The sequence below is a fragment of the Pseudomonas sp. GM49 genome, from assembly GCF_000282355.1.
GTDB lineage: Bacteria > Pseudomonadota > Gammaproteobacteria > Pseudomonadales > Pseudomonadaceae > Aquipseudomonas.
The window spans coordinates 1-16,037 of record NZ_AKJL01000198.1 but is presented as its reverse complement, the minus strand read 5'-3'; the positions used below and the strand labels follow the sequence as shown (position 1 = coordinate 16,037).

The 16,037-nt window shown below is 60.1% G+C and carries 14 protein-coding genes; 3 read left to right on the top strand and 11 right to left on the bottom strand.

The annotated features are described in order from the left end of the window. The first annotated feature begins 82 nt into the window (after positions 1–82). Genes PMI29_RS11415 through PMI29_RS11425 form a run of 3 tightly spaced genes read left to right on the top strand, consistent with a single transcriptional unit; the run spans position 83 to position 5,294 of the window. Positions 83–1,186, top strand: a complete 1,104-nt coding sequence (locus PMI29_RS11415; RefSeq protein WP_007999748.1) for an efflux RND transporter periplasmic adaptor subunit — start codon at positions 83–85, stop codon at positions 1,184–1,186. Beyond that, the gene (locus PMI29_RS11420; RefSeq protein ID WP_007999747.1) at positions 1,183–2,247 is read left to right on the top strand and encodes an efflux RND transporter periplasmic adaptor subunit; all 1,065 of its coding nucleotides are present in this window, start codon (positions 1,183–1,185) and stop codon (positions 2,245–2,247) included. The genes PMI29_RS11415 and PMI29_RS11420 overlap by 4 nt, the downstream gene beginning before the upstream one ends. Further along, the gene (locus tag PMI29_RS11425; RefSeq protein ID WP_007999745.1) at positions 2,244–5,294 is read left to right on the top strand and encodes an efflux RND transporter permease subunit; all 3,051 of its coding nucleotides are present in this window, start codon (positions 2,244–2,246) and stop codon (positions 5,292–5,294) included. The genes PMI29_RS11420 and PMI29_RS11425 overlap by 4 nt, the downstream gene beginning before the upstream one ends. Before the next feature lie 97 nt (positions 5,295–5,391). On the opposite strand, the gene PMI29_RS11430 is transcribed toward PMI29_RS11425, so the two are convergent. The 11 genes from PMI29_RS11430 to PMI29_RS11480 form a co-directional block, all read right to left on the bottom strand. Then, positions 5,392–6,021 (bottom strand): class I SAM-dependent methyltransferase, encoded by a 630-nt coding sequence (locus PMI29_RS11430; RefSeq protein WP_007999742.1) that lies wholly within the window; start codon positions 6,019–6,021, stop codon positions 5,392–5,394. Between the two features lie 157 nt (positions 6,022–6,178). Next, positions 6,179–6,520 (bottom strand): DUF6124 family protein, encoded by a 342-nt coding sequence (locus PMI29_RS11435; protein ID WP_007999740.1) that lies wholly within the window; start codon positions 6,518–6,520, stop codon positions 6,179–6,181. Positions 6,521–6,987: 467 nt separating this feature from the next. Next, positions 6,988–7,632, bottom strand: a complete 645-nt coding sequence (locus PMI29_RS11440; protein WP_007999735.1) for a methionine ABC transporter permease — start codon at positions 7,630–7,632, stop codon at positions 6,988–6,990. Then, positions 7,622–8,743: a methionine ABC transporter ATP-binding protein gene (locus tag PMI29_RS11445; protein ID WP_007999733.1), complete on the bottom strand. Its 1,122-nt coding sequence runs from the start codon at positions 8,741–8,743 to the stop codon at positions 7,622–7,624. The genes PMI29_RS11440 and PMI29_RS11445 overlap by 11 nt, the downstream gene beginning before the upstream one ends. A gap of 2 nt (positions 8,744–8,745) precedes the next feature. Further along, positions 8,746–9,555, bottom strand: coding sequence for a MetQ/NlpA family ABC transporter substrate-binding protein (locus PMI29_RS11450; RefSeq protein WP_007999732.1), 810 nt, complete (start codon positions 9,553–9,555; stop codon positions 8,746–8,748). A 119-nt stretch (positions 9,556–9,674) separates the two neighbouring features. Next, positions 9,675–11,027, bottom strand: coding sequence for an LLM class flavin-dependent oxidoreductase (locus PMI29_RS11455; protein WP_007999730.1), 1,353 nt, complete (start codon positions 11,025–11,027; stop codon positions 9,675–9,677). Then, entirely contained in the window at positions 11,028–12,221 is a 1,194-nt protein-coding gene (locus PMI29_RS11460; protein ID WP_007999728.1) for an SfnB family sulfur acquisition oxidoreductase, read from the bottom strand. It lies immediately after the preceding gene. A gap of 38 nt (positions 12,222–12,259) precedes the next feature. Then, positions 12,260–13,492, bottom strand: coding sequence for an SfnB family sulfur acquisition oxidoreductase (locus tag PMI29_RS11465; protein WP_007999726.1), 1,233 nt, complete (start codon positions 13,490–13,492; stop codon positions 12,260–12,262). Positions 13,493–13,724: 232 nt separating this feature from the next. After that, positions 13,725–14,489, bottom strand: coding sequence for a hypothetical protein (locus tag PMI29_RS11470; protein WP_007999725.1), 765 nt, complete (start codon positions 14,487–14,489; stop codon positions 13,725–13,727). Between the two features lie 484 nt (positions 14,490–14,973). Beyond that, positions 14,974–15,729 (bottom strand): L-cystine ABC transporter ATP-binding protein TcyN, encoded by a 756-nt coding sequence (gene tcyN / locus PMI29_RS11475; RefSeq protein ID WP_007999723.1) that lies wholly within the window; start codon positions 15,727–15,729, stop codon positions 14,974–14,976. 4 nt (positions 15,730–15,733) lie between these two features. Then, positions 15,734–16,037 (bottom strand): ABC transporter permease subunit (locus tag PMI29_RS11480; protein WP_007999721.1); only part of this gene is annotated, 304 nt, incomplete at its 5' end.

The following is a 16,037-nucleotide window of genomic DNA, read 5'->3' as shown; positions in this document are numbered from 1 at the left end:
CTTCATAAGCGGGGCGTGCAAGGTTGAAACCCTGTTCTAAGCTCTCTGTCGAGTTGTCCATAAAAAAGGCCAAGGAGTTTGCATGGCGGTTCCCGGATTGAAAGTAGTCATGGCCTTGAGTGTCGTCACCCTGCTAACGGCTTGCGAAGAGAAAAAAACCGTGCAGGAATACCTGCCACGTGTGTTCGTACAAGTCGTCAAGCCGGCGGATTACGCGGCCCCGGTTACCCTCACCGGTGATATCCAGGCCCGGATACAAACGGAGCTGTCTTTCCGCGTGGGTGGCAAGATCATCCAGCGCTCGGTCGACGTCGGTGATCGAGTGACCGCCAAGCAAGTGCTGGCCCGGCTCGACCCCAAGGATTTGCAGACCAACGTCGACTCGGCCCAGGCACAAGTGTTGGCTGAACAGGCGCGAGTGACGCAGAGCGCAGCGGCGTTCGTGCGCCAGCAAAAGCTCTTGCCCAAGGGCTACACCAGCCAGAGCGAATTCGACTCGGCCCAGGCAGCCTTGCGCAGCAGCCAGAGCGCCTTGAGCGCCGCCCAGGCGCAGTTGGCCAACGCCAGGGATCAGTTGAACTATACGGCGCTGATCGCCGATGCGCCGGGGATCATTACCGCGCGTCAGGCGGAAGTCGGCCAGGTGGTTCAGGCGACGATGCCGATCTTCAGCCTGGCCCGGGACGGCGACCGGGATGCGGTGTTCAATGTCTATGAATCGCTGCTGGCCGAGAAGCCGAGGGATGAAACCATTGTCCTGAGCCTGCTCGACAACCCGGCGATCAAAACCACCGGCACCGTGCGCGAAATCACCCCGTCGGTGTCGGCACAATCCGGTACCGTGCAGGTCAAGGTCGGCCTCAACAGCCTGCCCGACGGCATGCAATTGGGCTCGGTGGTGAGTGCCACGGCCAGGGGGTCGGGCAAGTCGGTCATCGAGTTGCCATGGTCGGCGCTGACCAAAAACATCAGTGAACCTGCGGTCTGGATTGTCGATGACAAGGGCAAGGCCCAGTTGCACTCGGTCACTGTCAGCCGCTACCTGACCGGCAAGGTCATCATCAGCGACGGGTTGAAGGGTGGGGAGAAAGTCATTGTCGCGGGCGGACAGTTGTTGCACCCGGACATGGAAGTCGAAATTGCCGAAAACACTTACAAGGATCTGACTTGGGGAGCTAAGCCATGAAGCCTATATGGGCGTTGTCCATCGGGCTGGTGCTGAGCGCCTGTTCCAAGAGCGAACCGCCACCGACACCGGTACGGCCTGTGTTGTCGATCAAGATTCAGGCCTTGAGCGAAGAGGACCTGGGCCGATTCGCCGGCAGCATCCAGGCCCGCTATGAAAGCAATACCGGTTTTCGCGTGGGCGGGCGCATCGCCAGTCGTAACGTCGATGTCGGAGCCGCAGTGGACAAGGGCACGCTGCTCGCCACCCTCGATCCTTCCGATCAGCAGAACCAGTTGCGTTCGGCCCAGGGCGACCTGTCGAAGATCCAGGCGCAACTGATCAATGCCAAGGCCAGTGCCCAGCGTCAGCAAGCCTTGTTTGATCGCGGGGTCGGTGCGCAAGCGCAACTGGACCAGGCCAATACCTACCTGAAAACCACCCAGGCCTCCCTCGATCAAGCCCGGGCGGCCGTCAACCAGAGCAAGGACCAACTGGGCTACACCGAGTTGCGCGCCGACCATAAAGCCGTGGTCACTGCATGGAGCGCCGAGGCCGGGCAAGTGGTGACGGCGGGTCAGCAAGTGGTGACCCTGGCACAACCGGACATCAAGGAAGCGGTGATTGACCTGCCGGATACCCTGGTCGATCAACTGCCCAGCGATGTGGTGTTTCTGGTCGCTGCGCAACTTGATCCGAGCATCAACACCACCGCCGTCATTCGCGAAATCGAACCTCAGGCCCAAAGCGCTACACGCACCCGTCGCGCCCGCCTGTCCCTGGCCGAAACGCCACAGGGTTTTCGCTTGGGTACGGCCATCAGCGTCACCCTGAGCTCGGCGATCAAGCCACGCATCGAATTGCCTGTCACCGCGCTGCAAGAGGTCGATGGCAAGTCACGTATCTGGGTGATCGATGCGCAGAGTAAAACCGTCTCCCCCCGTGAAATCCAGGTGATCAGCCGCACCGACAGCACCGTGGTACTGGCCGGCGGCGTGAAGAACGGCGAGCGGGTGGTCAGTGCCGGTGTGAACAGCCTCAAACCGGGGCAGCAAGTGAAAATCGACGAGGACAGTCAATGAAAGGGCCTTTCAACCTCTCGGAATGGGCCCTCAAGCATCAGTCGTTCATCTGGTATCTGATGTTCGTCGCATTGCTGATGGGTGTGTTCTCGTATTTCAACCTGGGGCGCGAAGAAGACCCTTCGTTCACCATCAAGACCATGGTGATCCAGAGCAAATGGCCGGGGGCGACCCAGGAGGAAACCCTCAAGCAGATCACCGACCGGATCGAGAAAAAGCTCGAAGAGCTCGACTCCCTCGACTACGTGAAAAGCTACACGCGCCCCGGCGAATCGACGGTGTACGTGTACCTGCGCGACACCACCAGTGCCAAGGACATCCCGGAAATCTGGTACCAGGTGCGCAAAAAGATCAACGACATCAAATACCAGTTCCCGCAAGGCATACAGGGGCCGTCGTTCAACGACGAGTTCGGCGACGTCTTCGGGTCGATCTACGCCTTCACCGCCGACGGCCTGACCCTGCGTCAGTTGCGCGACTACGTGGAACAGGCGCGCATGGAAATTCGCGGTGTGCCGGGCCTGGGCAAGATCGAAATGGTCGGCCAGCAGGACGAAGTGCTGTACCTGAACTTCTCCACGCGCAAACTCGCAGCGCTCGGCATCGATGAGCGTCAGGTGGTGCAGAGCCTGCAATCTCAGAACGCCGTGACCCCGGCGGGTGTCATCGAGGCCGGGCCGGAGCGGATTTCGGTACGCACTTCCGGGAAGTTCGCTTCGGAGAAAGACCTGGCCGAGGTCAACCTCAAGCTCAACGACCGCTACTATCGTCTGGCCGACATTGCCGAAATCAGCCGAGGCTACGTCGATCCGGCCTCGCCGGAATTCCGCTTCAACGGTAAACCGGCCATCGGCCTGGCGATTGCCATGCAGAAGGGTGGCAACGTCCAGGCGTTCGGCAAGGCCTTGCACGCCCGTATTGACCAGTTGACCGCCGACCTGCCGGTAGGTGTCGGCATTTACAACGTGTCCGACCAGGCCGTGGTGGTCGAGGAGGCCGTCGGCGGCTTTACCAGCGCGTTGTTCGAGGCGGTGGTGATCGTGCTGCTGGTCAGCTTCGTCAGCCTTGGCGTGCGCGCCGGACTGGTGGTGGCCTGCTCGATCCCGCTGGTGCTGGCGATGGTGTTCGTGTTCATGGAGTACAGCGGCATCACCATGCAGCGGATTTCCCTGGGCGCACTGATCATCGCCCTCGGCCTGCTGGTGGACGATGCGATGATCACCGTGGAAATGATGGTCACGCGCCTGGAACTGGGCGAGACCAAGGAGCAGGCCGCGACCTTCGCCTACACCTCGACGGCGTTCCCGATGCTCACCGGTACGCTGGTGACGGTGGCGGGCTTTGTGCCGATCGGCTTGAACGCCAGCTCCGCCGGTGAATACACCTACACGCTGTTTGCGGTGATTGCCTGCGCGATGCTGGTGTCATGGGTGGTGGCGGTTCTGTTCGCGCCGGTGATTGGCGTGCACATTCTCAGCACCAAGGTGAAACCCCATGAAGGTGAACCGGGGCGTATTGGCAAGGCCTTCAACGGCGGGCTGCTGTGGTGCATGCGCAATCGCTGGTGGGCCATTGGCATCACCGTGCTGTGCTTTGTGCTGGCGGTGTTCAGCATGCGCTACGTGCAGAACCAGTTCTTCCCGTCTTCGGATCGCCCGGAAATCCTGGTGGACCTGAACCTGCCGCAAAACGCCTCGATCGACGAAACCCGCCGGGCCGTCGATCGCCTCGAAGCCACGCTCAAGGACGATCCGGACATCGTGCGCTGGAGCACTTACATCGGGCAGGGTGCAATCCGTTTTTATCTGCCACTGGACCAGCAACTGCAAAACCCGTTCTATGCGCAGTTGGTGATCGTCAGCAAAGGCCATACCCGTGAAGCCATGATGCAGAAGCTTCGCGAGCGCTTGCGCAACGACTTCGTCGGCATCGGCAGTTATGTCCAGGCACTGGAAATGGGCCCGCCGGTAGGGCGTCCGATCCAGTACCGGATCAGCGGCAAAGACATCGACCAGGTGCGCCGACATGCCATTGACCTGGCCACGGAGCTGGACAAGAACCCGCACATTGGCGAGATCATCTACGACTGGAACGAACCGGGCAAAGTGCTGCGCATCGACATCGCCCAGGACAAGGCGCGGCAGTTGGGGTTGTCTTCCGAGGATGTGGCCAACCTGATGAACGGAATCGTCAGCGGCCAGGCGGTGACCCAGGTCGACGACGACATTTACCTGATCAACGTAGTCGGTCGTGCGGTGGACTCCGAGCGCGGTACGCCGGAAACCCTGCAGAACCTGCAAATCGTCACGCCTGGCGGCACGTCGATTCCGCTGCTGGCGTTCGCCACGGTGCGCTACGAACTGGAGCAGCCGCTGGTGTGGCGTCGCGATCGCCTGCCGACCATCACCATCAAGGCGGCGATCCGCGACGAGATCCAGCCGACGGACCTGGTGAAAATCCTCAAGCCATCCATCGACGCGTTCGCTGCCAAATTGCCGGCGGGCTACAAGGTCGCCACCGGTGGTACGGTGGAGGAAAGCGGCAAGGCCCAGGGACCGATTGCCAAGGTTGTGCCGCTGATGCTGTTCCTGATGGCGACCTTTCTGATGATCCAGTTGCACAGCGTGCAGAAGCTGTTCCTGGTGGCCAGCGTCGCGCCGCTGGGACTGATCGGCGTGGTGATCGCGCTGGTGCCTACGGGTACGCCAATGGGCTTCGTGGCGATCCTCGGGATTCTCGCGTTGATCGGTATCATCATTCGTAACTCGGTGATCCTGGTGACCCAGATCGAGGAGTACGAACTGAAGGGCTATGCGCCGTGGGATGCGGTGGTGCAGGCCACTGAACATCGACGTCGGCCGATCCTGCTGACCGCCGCGGCGGCGAGCATGGGGATGATCCCGATTGCCCGGGAAGTGTTCTGGGGCCCGATGGCCTACGCGATGATTGGCGGGATCGTTATCGCCACCTTGCTGACGCTGCTGTTTTTGCCGGCGCTGTATGTGGCCTGGTACAAGATTCGCGAGCCGAAGAAAGAGGTGGCTTAAAAGCGAGCGCTGCGCGCTCATCGCGAGCAAGCTCGCTCCCACAGGAGTACGCGGTCAACTGTGGGAGCGAGCTTGCTCGCGATGGCGTCGGGACTGACTACACAGCTTTACGCCATACACTCGCCAACCAAGGCTGCTGCTCCCGCGGCAGCCCTGCCGGCCGGTAGTAATGCTCAAGCTCCTCAAACCCCGCCTCGGTCAACAATTGCTGCCAGGCTGCCAGGTCGTGATATGCCCCGTAACGCGGCCCGTTCCAGCCTTCCTGATTCTCGCCACGGGGATTGGAACTGAACAACACCCCACCCGGTTTCAGCGTTCCCCACAACTGCTTCAACACCCGTGGCAACTCCTGACGCGGAACATGAAACAGCACCGCGTTGGCAAAAATTCCGTCAAAACGCTCGGCCGGCAGATCAAGCTTCAGGAAGTCCTGCTGCCAGACCTCGCAACCACTGTCCTCACGGGCCATCTGCGCGAATTTTTCCGAACCGTCGAGGCCGACAGCCTTGTGGCCCATACGGGTGAACGTCTGCAAATCACGCCCCGGTCCGCAGCCAAAATCGAGAATGTCGAAAGGCGCATCGCCCTGAATGTGCCGCAACAGGGCATCGATGTTCTGGCTGACGTCGTGATCGCGCGTGCCTTCACGGAAGTCTTCGGCCACTGCGTTGTAATGGCCAAGGGTGGTGGCGGTGATCTGTTCGAGGTCGTCGGGTGTTTGCTTCATGGTCGGCTGCGCAGGCAATTTGGATTCACCGAATATACGCCATGGCGTCGGGGGCTGCTGCGCAGCCCATCGCGAGCAAGCTCGCTCCCACAGATATCCACGGTCAACTGTGGGAGCGAGCTTGCTCGCGATGGCGGTGGCCCTGGCAACAGAGGTTTCAGCCCTTTTTCATCCCCAAACACTCAATGGAGTGATCCACCATTGCCTTGGCAATCTCCAGCAAATGCCAGATCGAGTACACCATCGCCCGGTCGGCACCCTTGAGTTGATCGCCACACTGATACGCAGTGACCGAAGCGCAACGCAGCAGGTCGGCGACATAGAGTTGGGTGTCTTCGAAGCTCACGTCCTTGCTGACGTTGTAGAAGCGCATTTCATCGGGTGGTGCGGGTTGCTTGCCGGTGAGGTGGAAATCGATGGCACGGTAAAGCGCTGAGCGATCCCTGAGCGGGTCGTCGGTGGAGGTTTCGGGGGGTGGATCGGGTACGGATTTTTCCATTGGTAAAACTCCTGATATTAGTAGGAGCCAACCGTCATCGCGACTAAACGAATAGGGGTGGCGGCTGCACACAGGTTAGTCGACCGGCCATCAGGCAACACCGGCGCACCCTAGGGTGCCCTGCGCACAGCCACCATAAAATTCAGGCAATAAAAAACACCTGAGAAAAGGTGGCGCTGTGCGCCCGATGGTATCCGGGCGACTAAACCCGATCACTGATGAGCAGTGACGGACCGAGACTAGCCACCGGATTTGGCAGGCGCAAGCGAGCGAAATGATCTAGGAAATGTCCTGCAAAGGAAAGGGAACGGGCCGTCGGAAACACTGATTTCTTTGTACGAAATATCGCCAGGATCACCACTCGTGTAGGAGCGAGCTTGCTCGCGATAAACCTGAGGGCACCGCGGGGAATCAGGTTTCCCGCGTTATCGTTGACCTCCATCGCGAGCAAGCTCGCTCCTACAGGGCTACCGCTTGTTGAGGCCCCGCGCCAACCGATCCCCACCCAACTGAATCACTGCCACCAACGCCACCAGCAGCACAATCACCGTCAGCATGATCTGGCTATCAAAGCGCTGATACCCGTACCGATAGGCAATGTCCCCCAACCCGCCCGCACCAATCGCCCCGGCCATGGCCGAGGAGTTGATCATCGTCACCAGGGTTATGGTGAACCCACCGACAATCCCAGGCAGCGCCTCCGGCAACAACACATGCCAGACGATGTGCCAGCGCCGGCAGCCCATGGCTTGCGCCGCTTCGATCAACCCATGATCGACCTCGCGCAAACTGACCTCGGCAATGCGCGCAAAGAACGGCGTGGCCGCGATGGTCAACGGCACCACGGCCGCCCAGACGCCATACGTAGTGCCGACGATGAGCCGGGTGAACGGAATCAGCGCCACCATCAAAATCAGAAACGGAATCGAGCGAAACAGGTTCACGAACCCGCCCAGTGCGCGGTTCAGTGCCGGGGCTTCATAGATGCCACCCTTGGAGCTGGTGACCAGGATCACCGCCAGCGGAATGCCCGCCAACAGCGCGATCAACGACGACACGCCGACCATCAGGAACGTGTCTATGAAACCCTGCAGCAAGCGATCAAACCACATAACCCAGTACCTCCACCTGTTGCGCCCATTGACCGGCGCGTTGACGCAATTCTTCGGCATCGAGGGGGGAGCCCGTCACCGCCAATAGCAGTTGCCCGAGGGCATGACCCTGAATCCGTTCCACGCCACCTTGCAGCAATCGCACGCGGCCTCCGAGGGCGCTGAACAGTGCCGCCAGGTCCGGCTCGTCGCGTTGGCTGCCGGTGAACTGCAAGCGCAGGACTACGGCTGCATCCGGGGCGTTCGATTGCGGCTGCAAACGGCTTTGCAGTTCTTCCGGCAATGCGTGTTGCAACGGCGCCAGCAACGTCTTGCTGACCTCATGTTGTGGATTGCCGAAGACTTCCCACACCGGCCCCTGCTCGATGATGCGCCCGTGTTCGAGGACGACTACGCGATCACAGATCTCGCGGATCACCGCCATCTCGTGGGTGATCAGCACAATGGTCAGGCCCAGGCGCCGGTTGATCTCGCGCAGCAGGCCTAGGATCGACTGTGTGGTCTCCGGGTCCAGCGCCGAGGTGGCTTCGTCGCACAGCAGAATTTGCGGGTCATGCACCAGCGCCCGGGCAATGCCCACGCGCTGTTTCTGCCCGCCGGACAACTGCGCCGGGTAAGCCTTGTGTTTAGCCTGCAAGCCGACCAGTTCCAGCAGTTCGCGGACTTTTCGCTCGCGTTTTTCCTTGGGCACACCGGCGACTTTCAGCGGCAGCTCGACGTTCTGCCAAACGGTCTTGGCCGACATCAGGTTGAAGTGCTGGAAGATCATGCCGATGCGCCGACGCAGCGTCACCAGGCGGTCCTCATCGAACTCGCCGATGTCGACCTGATCGATCAGCACCCGACCGCTGCTCGGTTGCTCCAGGCGATTGATGGTGCGGATCAGCGACGACTTGCCGGCACCGCTGCGGCCGATGATGCCGAACACTTCGCCGCGCTGAATCGCCAGGTCGATGCCGTGCAGCGCGGCCACCGGTCCTTGCTGGCCGTTGTAGGTTTTGCCCAGGCCGATGAAGCGGACGTGGGCATGGTTGAGTTCGGGATGCAGCTCAGTGCGCTCGGCGCTTTGCGGCTCTGGAATCTCCAGTCGCCGTTGGATGGCGGCAGTCATGCTCAGCTTTCCCAGCCGGCTTGATAGAGCTTGCCGTGGGCCTTATCCAGTGCGGCGCGCACAGCGGGTGAGTGCTGGTAGATGTCGACGAACTTGATCAGGCGCGGGTCGGTTTTGCTCTTCGGCTGGATCACGAACTGAATCACGTACTCCTTGTGATCGAGGCCGTCGAACAGCAGTGCGGAGCCCGCATCGAAGGTTTTCGACAAGCGAATGTAGGCCGGGTAGCCCTGTACCAGATCGGCATCGTCATAGGCACGTACCAGTTGCACGGCTTCGACTTGCAGGATCTTGATGTGCTTCGGGTTAGCCACGATGTCTTCTTCGGTGGCCTTGTAGCCGACGCCGGGCTTGAGGGTGATCAGGCCGGCCTTGGCCAGCAGTTGCAAGCCTCGACCGCTGTTGATCGGGTCATTGGCGATGGCCACGCTGGCGCCTTGCGGCAGTTCGTCGAAGCTTTTGTATTTCTTCGAGTAGAGGCCGACGTTGTTGATGATGCCCGGTGCGAACGGCACCAGGTCGAAACCCGAGGCGGCCTTGGCGTTTTCCAGGAACGGAATGTGCTGGAAGTAGTTCACGTCGATGTCGCCGGCGGCGAGGCTGACGTTCGGTGCGATCCAGTCGCTGAACTCCACCAGCTCGACTTTCAGGCCTTGTTTGTTGGCTTCTTCGACGGCCGCTTCCAGAGGAATGGCGAAAGCGGCGGTGGTGCCGATTTTCAGCGGCGTGTCGGCGGCGAAGGTCACCGAGCTGAGCAGGCCGAGGGTCAGGGCCAGTGCTTTGACTGGGTGAGAGAGGTAGTTCTTTTTCATGATGAGTTATCCAGTCAGTGCATTAAGTTTGTGGTGTCTGTTCGGGCCTCATCGCGAGCAAGCTCGCTCCCACAGGGGAATGCATTCCAAATGTGGGAGCGAGCTTGCTCGCGATGCTTTTAGCGTCGGAAAGTCGAACCGATGTGTTGCTCAGGCAAAAACGCCTCTTCACGAAACAGCTTCTGACGCAAAGTGCCGTTGTCATAAGCGGTCTTGTACGACCCACGGCGCTGCAACTCGGGGATCACCAGCTCGATGAAATCCTCATAGCTTTCCGGCGTGACGATGCGGGTCAGGTTGAAGCCATCCAGCCCGGTTTCGGCGATCCAGGATTCCAGCTCATCCGCCACTTGCTGCGGTGAGCCGACCACGGTGATGTAGCGACCGCCGAGGGCGTGTTGTTCCAGCAATTTGCGCCGGGTCCAGTCGTTGTTTTGCAGGTGTTTGGTGGCGGACTGGATCGCGTTGCTCTTCACGTACTGGATTGGCTCGTCGATCTCGTATTGGGAAAAGTCGATCCCGGTGGACGCCGAAAAGTGCGCCACGCCGGCCTCGGCACTGGCGTAGCTCAGGTATTCGGCGTGCTTGGTCCAGGCCAGCTCTTCGGTGGCGCCAACGATCACGTTCAGGCCCATGAACACCTTGATGTCCTCGGGATTGCGCCCGGCTTCGACGGCGCTGGCGCGCACCTTGTCCACCTGCGCCTTGGTCGATGCCTTGGTCTGGCCACTGATGAACACGCACTCGGCATGCCGCCCGGCGAACAGCAAGCCGCGATCCGAACTGCCAGCCTGGAACAGCACCGGCGTGCGCTGTGGCGAGGGTTCACAGAGGTGATAACCCTCGACCTGATAGAACTCGCCCTTGTGCTCGACCTTGTGCACTTTCTCAGGCGAAGCGTAGATCCGCTGCTGCGGGTCGTTCAGCACCGCGCCGTTTTCCCAACTGCCTTCCCAGAGTTTGTAGAGCACCTCTAGGTACTCGTCGGCCTGGTCATAGCGGCGGTCATGCTCGACCTGTTCGCTCAGGCCCATGGCTTTGGCTGCACTGTCCAGGTAGCCGGTGACGATGTTCCAGCCGACCCGGCCACGGCTGAGGTGATCCAGCGTCGACAGGCGTCTGGCGAACAGGTACGGCGTTTCGTAGGTGAGGTTGGCGGTCAGGCCGAAGCCGAGGTTTTTTGTCACCGCCGCCATGGCCGACACCAGCAGCAGCGGGTCGTTGACCGGCAGCTGGATCGACTCTTTCAACGGCACATCCACCGAATTCTGGTAGACGTCGTAGACCCCGACGATGTCGGCGATGAACAGGCCGTCAAACAGCCCGCGCTCGAGCAATTGCGCCAGTTCGGTCCAGTATTCGATCGTGTTGTAGCGGGTGGACGTGTCGCGCGGGTGCGTCCACAGACCATGGTTGATGTGCCCGATGCAGTTCATGTTGAAGGCATTGAGCAGGATCTTCTTTTTAGCCATTCAGATGGTCCCCCGCAGTGGCGGGTTTTCATCGTTGAGGTAGTAATTGCCAACGGCGTGGTACTTCCAGCGCACCGGGTCGTGCAGGGTGTGCACCCGGGCATTGCGCCAGTGACGGTCGAGACCGTGTTCGATCAAGGTCGCCTGGCTGCCGGCCAGTTCGAACAGCGTGCTGCCGGCGGCCAGGGAGATTTCGGTGCTGAGGGCGCGGGCTTCGGCGACGGCAATCGATGCGCCAGCGACGGTCTCGGCATTTGTGTCGGCCTGGGCCTTGTCGAGGTATTCACCGGCACGCTCCAGCAGTGCCTCGGCGGCGTGCAGGCGAATGCTCAGGTGGCCGAAGCTCTTGAGGGTCAGCGGATCGTCCGTGGCTTTTTCGTGGGTGGCGTCGATCCACGGCCGGGTTTTCGTGCGCACGAAGTGCAATGCATCTTCATAAGCGGCGCGGGCGATGCCGGTGTCGATGGCGGCGTGAAGAATCTGCGCCAGCGGGCCGACCGGGGTCGGGCGCTCGAATGCGCTTTGAAACGGGATGACATCTTCGGCAGCGACGTAGACATCTTCGAACACCACCGAACCGCTGCCGGTGGTGCGCTGGCCGAAGCCGCTCCAGTCGTCGATCACTGTCAGGCCTTTACTGTTGCGCGGGACGAACGCCAGTTGCTGCACGCCGTTTTCATCCACCACCGAGGTGGGAATACGCTGGGCGTAAATCGCGCCCGTGGCGTAGAACTTGCGACCATTGATGCGATAGCCGCTGCCATCGCGAGTCAGGCTTGTGACGCGGTCGTGTGCGGTTTTGGTGCCGAGTTCGGCGAGGGCATTGCCGAAGCGCTGGCCGGCCAGCACTTCGGCATAAAGACGTTTTTTCTGCTCGTGGCTGCCGTTCACGCGCAGCACTTCGAGGGCGTAAAAATGGTTCTGCGGAATCTGTCCCAGCGAGCCGTCGGCCTGGGCGATCAGAGCGATGACCTTGGCCAGGGTGACGTTGGAAACACCGGCGCCGCCATATTCCTTTGGTACGCTGATGCCCCAAAGGCCCGAGCGGGAAAACACTTCCAGTTCCGGGTGTGGCAAGCGGCGCTCGCGGTCGCGCAGGGCGCTGTCGCGTCTGAAGTCTTCGGCCAGATCGCTGGCAATGATCAGTGCTTGTTCATCGCTGGTAATGACCGCGACGTGGTGAGAAATGCTCATGTGTTTCTCCAGAGCTCTGGTAAAAAGTGTTCTGGTCGTTAAATCCAGGAATGGCGATTAGGCAGCGTGCCGTTGAGGCGATAGGCGCCAACGGCGTGATATTTCCAGCGCACCGGATCGTGCAGGGTGTGCACCCGGGCGTTGCGCCAGTGGCGGTCGAGGTTGAATTCGGCGAGGGTCGCGCGGCTGCCGGTCAGTTCGAACAGCTTTTCGCTGGCCAGCAACGAAATTTCGGTGGTCAGCACTTTGGCTTCGGCCACGGCAATCGAGGCGCGGGCGGCGGACTCGGCGGTGAGCGGTGCAGCGCTGACCTCATCAAGCACTTGCCCGGCTTTGCGCAGCAGCGCTTCGGCGGCGTGCAGTTCGATTTTCAATTTGCCGATGTCGGCGATCACATACAGGTCATCGCTGGCCCGCTCGACCTTGGCGTCGATCCACGGCCGGGCGCGGGTTTTCACGAAGTCGATGGCGTCGTCGACGGCGCCTCGGGCGATACCGGCGTCGATAGCCGCTTGAATCAGTTGGGAGACGGCACCCTGGATGTTCGGCGTGTCGTTGATCCGCCAATTATCCACAACCAGGTCGGGATCGACCTGCACGTTGTTGAGCAAAAGGGTGCCGCTGGCGGTGGTGCGCTGACCGAAACCCGACCAGTCATCGACAATGCGCAAACCCGGTGTGCCGCGACGGATGAACGCCAGCACTTGCTTGCCGTCGTCGTTCAACGCCTTGACCGCAACCCAATGGGCGAACAGTGCACCGGTGGAATAGAACTTCTGGCCGTTGAGGACGCCGTCAGCGGTGAGGCGTGCCTTCAGTTCAAGGGTGTTTTTGGTGCCACGTTCCGGCCCGGCATTGCCGATGCGCCAGCCATCCAGGACGCTTTTGAACAGTTGTCTTTTCTGCGCTTCGGTAGCGCTGCCGAGCACCAGGTTAAGAATGCCGAACTGGTTCTGCGGAATCTGCCCAAGCGCCGGGTCGGCGGCGGAAATGATCGCGAAGACCTCGGCCAGGGTAACGAACGAAACTTGCGGGCCACCGTACTCGCGGGGGATGGAAATGCTGCCCAGGCCGCTACGGGTGAACTGTTCGATTTCAGACCATGGGAGCTTGCGCTGCTGGTCACGTTTGGCCGCTTGCAGGCGCGCGACTTGCGCCAGTTCGTGGGCCGCCTTGATGGCTTGAGCATCGTTGCGCAAGACTTGTGCGGGCAACAACAACGGGGCGATGTCCAGGTCACTCTGGACGATTGCGTCTGCCAGACTGGACATCAGTGCCACTCCTTGGCTGCACGCAATGCCCTGGCGATCTGCACTGGGGTGATTGTGTTCCGGACCATACCTACCTCACATCTTATGGAAGCGCCGCAGAAGGCGGCGAACGAAAACAAGGATGTCCGGTGGTCCGGTTCATATACCCTAAACGTGTATAAATATTTTATGAACTAACTTTTAGGAATATTAATAGAAGGATGATTCAGCTGGTGTGCACTGACCCCTGTCTTCATTGCTTGCGGGACTCGGCAGCCTTGAGCACTTTTTTCGGGGGGACTTTCAGATAAGGATTGGCACAACCAATCTTCAGGGTGCGGGCCGGTGCCCAGCGGGAGTTGTTGCCCACTCGGTCGAGAATGCAGTACGTCACTTCCAGCCGCAGATCTTCGCCGGCTTCGAGGATGATGGCCGGCGGTATCCAGACCTGGATCGGCTGGCCCACATCGGCGGACTTGAGCCGTGGCAGATCCATGCGCACATCGCCCCAGCGCAGGGTGATTTCGTCGTCGACGGCCATGTTCAGGTATGGCTCGATAGTCAAGGGAACACCGCGTTTGACCTGACTCGGATTGACCCCCTGACGGCGAATCGCCTCGGGAATGCTCACCGGTGCCAGGCACTGGTTTTCATCGCCGTACAGCGCCGAAGGTTGGCCGCCTGGACAGTCGAGTTTGATCTGCACGTTGCGGCTGACCGATACCGCCGGGCCCCGGCCAATTTGCATGATCCGGTAATGAATGCGCGAAGTACCGTTGGCGACAAAACTCTCAGGCACCCGCAACTGCACCGGTTGGCCGACATCGCTGGCCGTCAGCACGCGGGAGGCCACGTAGCAGTTGTCCCAGAACAGTTCAATCAGGTCACCTGCGTCCATGGCGGGGTAGGGCGCCACATCGATCAGCAGGTGCGCCGCGCAAGTGACATTGATGCCGGTCTTGTTGGATTGCGCCAGGGTCGGGGCCGCAAGCCCGGATTTGTTCGAGGTACTTTTCATGAAGTCTCCTTGAAGTCTTGCAACGAAGTCCGTTTCTGGAAAGTCAAAAACTAAATATCGAACAGCAAAACCTTTCATTACTTTGAATTGAAATAATGATTTGAACGTGGTGAGTGTCGCTGGTTGGAGACTAGATAAGAGTTCTGGATAATCAGTGTCAATAAGATTTGTTAGTTGTGGCTGATGTTTGATGCTATTCAGAAAACTCCTACGGTGACAAGTAAGTAAACCCTGTCGCTGTGTCGACTTTATCTGCTGAGTGCCTTGTTGTGCGGACGTTTGGTGGCAGGTGGCCGGTCATTCCATGCGATAAATGACTGAATGGAGTCACTCGACTGAATTGTTGCGAAGCATATATATGTACCGCACGCGACTACAAAAAATGCATGTCGAATATATAAGTTTAGTTTGATATTGTTTGGGTGGTTTTTTGAAGGGGGTGTCACTTCCATCCGTGGAAGTTGACCGTTGTTGCGCAGGTTTGTTAGTTGTGAGCGTTATTCAGGAACTTACTGAGAAACTGCTTTGTCCGCTCTTCTTTCGGGTTGGCAAACAACGCCTTCGCTTCGCCTTGCTCGACGATCACGCCCTTGTCGAAAAACACCACCCGGTTAGCCACGTCCCGGGCAAATCCCATTTCGTGGGTGACGATCACCATGGTGCGCTTCTCTTCGGCCAGGCCGCGGATGGTCGCCAGCACCTCGCCCACCAACTCCGGGTCGAGGGCCGAGGTCGGCTCATCGAACAGGATCACTTCCGGCTCCATCGCCAGCGCCCGGGCAATCGCCACGCGCTGTTGCTGACCACCGGAGAGGCGACGCGGGTAAGCGTCCTCCTTGCCCGCCAGACCAACCTTGGCCAAGAGCTTTTTACCCAGGGCAACGGCGTCGGCGTGCGGGATCTTCTTCACGATGATCGGGCCTTCGATGACGTTTTCCAGGGCGGTGCGATGGGGAAACAGGTTGAAGTTCTGGAACACGAAACCTACGTGCTGGCGCAAACGCCGCACCAGGCTCTGCTGCTGGTTCAGGGGACGGCTGGTATCGATCTCGATATCACCGACCTTGATCCGGCCGCTGGTGGGTTCTTCCAGAAAATTCAGGCAGCGCAGGAAGGTGGTCTTGCCCGAACCGCTAGGGCCGATGATTGCCACCACCTCGCCTTCCTTGACCTCAAGATCGATGCCGTTGAGCACGACTTGACCCTTGAACTGCTTTGTCAGTTTTTCCACGACAATCATCGGGTCAGGACTCCTGGTCGTGCCGATTGACCCGCGCTTCCAACTGGTTCTGCAGGTGCGACAGCACCGTGGCCAGGACCCAGTAGATCAGTGCGGCGGCAAGATACATGGTGAAGACTTCGAAAGTACGGGCGGTGATCAGCTGTGCCTGACGGAACAGTTCCGGTACCTGGATGGTGGCGGCCAGCGCAGTGTCCTTGACCAGCGAAATGAAGCTGTTGCCCAGCGGCGGCAAAGCCGTGCGCATCGCTTGCGGCAGGATGGCCCGGCGCAGGGTCTGCGCGCGGGTCATGCCGATACTGGCAGCC

Bases quoted from the DNA above. Each gene is read 5' to 3' on its own strand.
- PMI29_RS11415 (WP_007999748.1), top strand. From the start codon at position 83: ATGGCGGTTCCCGGATTGAAAGTAGTCATGGCCTTGAGTGTCGTCACC.
- PMI29_RS11420 (WP_007999747.1), top strand. From the start codon at position 1,183: ATGAAGCCTATATGGGCGTTGTCCATCGGGCTGGTGCTGAGCGCCTGT.
- PMI29_RS11425 (WP_007999745.1), top strand. From the start codon at position 2,244: ATGAAAGGGCCTTTCAACCTCTCGGAATGGGCCCTCAAGCATCAGTCG.
- PMI29_RS11430 (WP_007999742.1), bottom strand. From the start codon at position 6,021: ATGAAGCAAACACCCGACGACCTCGAACAGATCACCGCCACCACCCTT.
- PMI29_RS11435 (WP_007999740.1), bottom strand. From the start codon at position 6,520: ATGGAAAAATCCGTACCCGATCCACCCCCCGAAACCTCCACCGACGAC.
- PMI29_RS11440 (WP_007999735.1), bottom strand. From the start codon at position 7,632: ATGTGGTTTGATCGCTTGCTGCAGGGTTTCATAGACACGTTCCTGATG.
- PMI29_RS11445 (WP_007999733.1), bottom strand. From the start codon at position 8,743: ATGACTGCCGCCATCCAACGGCGACTGGAGATTCCAGAGCCGCAAAGC.
- PMI29_RS11450 (WP_007999732.1), bottom strand. From the start codon at position 9,555: ATGAAAAAGAACTACCTCTCTCACCCAGTCAAAGCACTGGCCCTGACC.
- PMI29_RS11455 (WP_007999730.1), bottom strand. From the start codon at position 11,027: ATGGCTAAAAAGAAGATCCTGCTCAATGCCTTCAACATGAACTGCATC.
- PMI29_RS11460 (WP_007999728.1), bottom strand. From the start codon at position 12,221: ATGAGCATTTCTCACCACGTCGCGGTCATTACCAGCGATGAACAAGCA.
- PMI29_RS11465 (WP_007999726.1), bottom strand. From the start codon at position 13,492: ATGTCCAGTCTGGCAGACGCAATCGTCCAGAGTGACCTGGACATCGCC.
- PMI29_RS11470 (WP_007999725.1), bottom strand. From the start codon at position 14,489: ATGAAAAGTACCTCGAACAAATCCGGGCTTGCGGCCCCGACCCTGGCG.
- tcyN (WP_007999723.1), bottom strand. From the start codon at position 15,729: ATGATTGTCGTGGAAAAACTGACAAAGCAGTTCAAGGGTCAAGTCGTG.